Below are 2577 nucleotides of genomic sequence, written 5' to 3' on the forward strand. Positions count from 1 at the left end.
CGTTGCGCCGCTTCGGCGTCGATCCGGACCGGGTAGGGCTGATGCTCGCGCTGGCCATCCGATGCATCCCCATCCTGGCGACCATCGTGCACGAGGTGTCCGAGGCGAGAAAGGCTCGCGGACTGCAGTGGTCGATGACCGCTCTGGCGACACCGGTTCTGGTCCGGGCGCTTCGTACGGCAGATGCAATGGGAGATGCGCTGATCGCCCGAGGCGTCGACGATGACTGAACTGCTCGCCGAGCGCATTGCTCGCCACGCATGCGACATTCCGGATGCGCATGCCGTCGTCGACCGTCGGGAATCGGTGTCGTACGCCGAGTTCTGGGCGAGGGTGACCCGCGCGGCCGCGGGGATGCGCGGTATGCGGCGGATCGCCGTTCTGCCGACGTCGGATGTCGGTTCACTCGTGGCGGTGACGGCGGCGATGCGCTCGGGCGTCGGAGTGGTATTGCTGCACCGGCACCTGCTCGCCGGCCAGTTCGCGCACGTCATCGAGCTCACCCAACCTGGCGCCGTGATCGCTGCGCCGGCCGCGCATCGGCGACTGCGCCAGCTCGGTTGCGAGAGCCCACGCGCGAACCTCGACTCGGACGGGCAACACGACACGGCATGCGCGCTGAGCGAATTGCTTGTGGGCATCACGTCGGGCACCACCGGCGAGCCGAAGCTCTTCGTCCGAAACCAGTTGTCGTGGGCGCGGACGCTCGATCGTAGCGACGAGGTGTTCGACGTCCGGCGCGGTGATCGGGTGTCGACGCCGGGAGTCCTCGACCACACCCACTTCCTGTACGGCGCGCTGCACGGGTTGACCCGCGGAGCATGTGTCGACCTCCGACCGGTCGCAGAGGCGATGACCAGCGCTCCGACGCATCTGTATTCGGTTCCGACCATCGCCTGGGATGTCGTGCGATCGGGAATCGGGACGGTGCCGAGCGTTCGAGAGGTGCTTTCCAGCGCGGCGCGGTGGCCGTCCTCCGGGCGGGAGGCGCTGCAGGCGGTGCTGCCCAACGCGTCGTTGGTGCATTTCTACGGCGCGTCGGAATTGAGTTTCGTGTCCTACGACCGCGGAGTCGATCCAGGGGCAGGGACGCTGTTCGACGGTGTGGACGCAGAAATCCGCGATGGGATCGTCCATGTTCGGAGCGACATGCTGTTCGACGGTTATCTCACCCGCGGCGGAATCTCGGGTGGGCCGAAGGACGGGTGGATGACGGTCGGGGACAGGGGAAGTCTCGACAACAGGGACGGGGGCGGCCGGACACTGATTCTGTTCGGCAGGGATTCCGAGACGTTGATCAGAGCAGGTCTGAACGTCGAACTTGCGCCGATCGAGGCTGCAGCACTGGATATTCCGGGTGTCGACGAGGCTGCTGTCGTCGCCATAGCGGATGCGCGAATGGGTGAAGTGCCCGCGTTGGCGGTGGTGCTCCATTCGGATGGACCGTCAGGTGGGGAGATCCGTCGCGCGTTGCGTGCGGCTCTGCCGAGCCCGAGCATGCCGTCGCGCATCCTTGTGCTCGACGGCCTGCCGCGGACGCCGCGCGGCAAGCTCGACCGTCAGGCTCTCGGGGCGACCTTCGCGACGCACCGCGCGACGCCGGAGACCACGAACCACATCGTCAGTGCCCCGCCTTCGTAGCGATGTCGAATGCTGACGTGCTCACCGGCGAGGATGGGGGAGAGGTATTCGATGACGGCACGGTGCGGGACGCTGAGCAGGTCGGTCCGGTCGACGAGTAGTTCTTCCACCGCGTGCCAATATGCCGCGTTGTTGACGTGGTTGAACGAGTCGATGTCGGTGGCGCGCAACGGAAATTGCACATCGGTATGCGACTGCGCGGGCGCAGGCTCGGTCAGCCATGCCTTCCAGCGCAGGCGACGCTCCTCGGTGGTGCGGGCCAGCAAGTCCAGTGCGTCGTCGCTGATGCGAGTCGGCATTCCGGTGGTGGCGCTGATGTTGATCCAGAAGCCCTCGGTCTCGATCGACGCGCCCTTGTCGGTCGTGATGTCCACCCGCATGTTGGACCACCGCGTCGACATCGAGGAGCACCAGCGCCGCATGTGTACTCGGTCGGGGAACTTCACCGGGGTGTGGACGTCGACAACCGTCCGGCGCACGATCCAGAACGGATCGGTTTCACCGAGCGATGTGGCTGCGAGGTTGTCCGAGCCGATGTCCTGCAGGTAGCGGGCGATCCCGTCGAACCTGAGACGGTTGTCTGGGTCCACGTCGCCGGTGCGCACGGTCCAATCGGTTTCGAATCCTTCCCCCGGCGGAGGGGCGGGGGCCAATGGGTCGTCGAAGCTCAGTGGTTCGGTGCGGGTTCCGCTGGCCACAGGTGTGCTCCCTCGTTCGGCAGGGTCCATCGCCTAGAACCTACCCGCCCGCGGCCTCAGAGCACTCGACGCGCCTTCATTCCGTCGAACACCGGACCGATCCGGACGACGTCGCCGAACGTCGGGGCGTGCACCATCTGTCCGTTGCCGGCGTAGATGGCGACGTGACCGGGTCCGCCTGCCTGCCAGTTGCCGAACAACAGGTCTCCGGGCTGCGCCATCGTCAACGGGATCTCGG

4 protein-coding genes are annotated in these 2577 nt (G+C 66.5%); 2 read left to right on the forward strand and 2 right to left on the reverse strand.

What is annotated here, in order from left to right; translation table 11 throughout:
• Positions 1–230: energy-coupling factor transporter transmembrane component T (locus A2J03_RS29505; RefSeq protein WP_197481036.1), on the forward strand; the 230-nt coding region annotated here is incomplete at its 5' end.
• Positions 223–1641 carry an AMP-binding protein gene (locus tag A2J03_RS29510; protein ID WP_068381806.1) on the forward strand — a complete coding sequence of 473 codons (1419 nt, stop codon included), beginning with the start codon at positions 223–225 and terminating at the stop codon, positions 1639–1641. The genes A2J03_RS29505 and A2J03_RS29510, both read left to right, overlap by 8 nt.
• On the opposite strand, the gene A2J03_RS29515 is transcribed toward A2J03_RS29510, so the two are convergent.
• Entirely contained in the window at positions 1560–2312 is a 753-nt protein-coding gene (locus tag A2J03_RS29515) for an acyl-[acyl-carrier-protein] thioesterase (protein ID WP_197481038.1), read from the reverse strand. The two genes, A2J03_RS29510 and A2J03_RS29515, sit on opposite strands and share 82 nt — an antisense overlap.
• An 83-nt stretch (positions 2313–2395) precedes the next feature.
• On the reverse strand, positions 2396–2577 hold a 182-nt coding region (locus A2J03_RS30285; RefSeq protein WP_197481037.1), incomplete at its 5' end, for a C40 family peptidase.

The sequence above is a fragment of the Rhodococcus sp. EPR-157 genome (assembly GCF_001647195.1).
GTDB lineage: Bacteria > Actinomycetota > Actinomycetes > Mycobacteriales > Mycobacteriaceae > Rhodococcoides.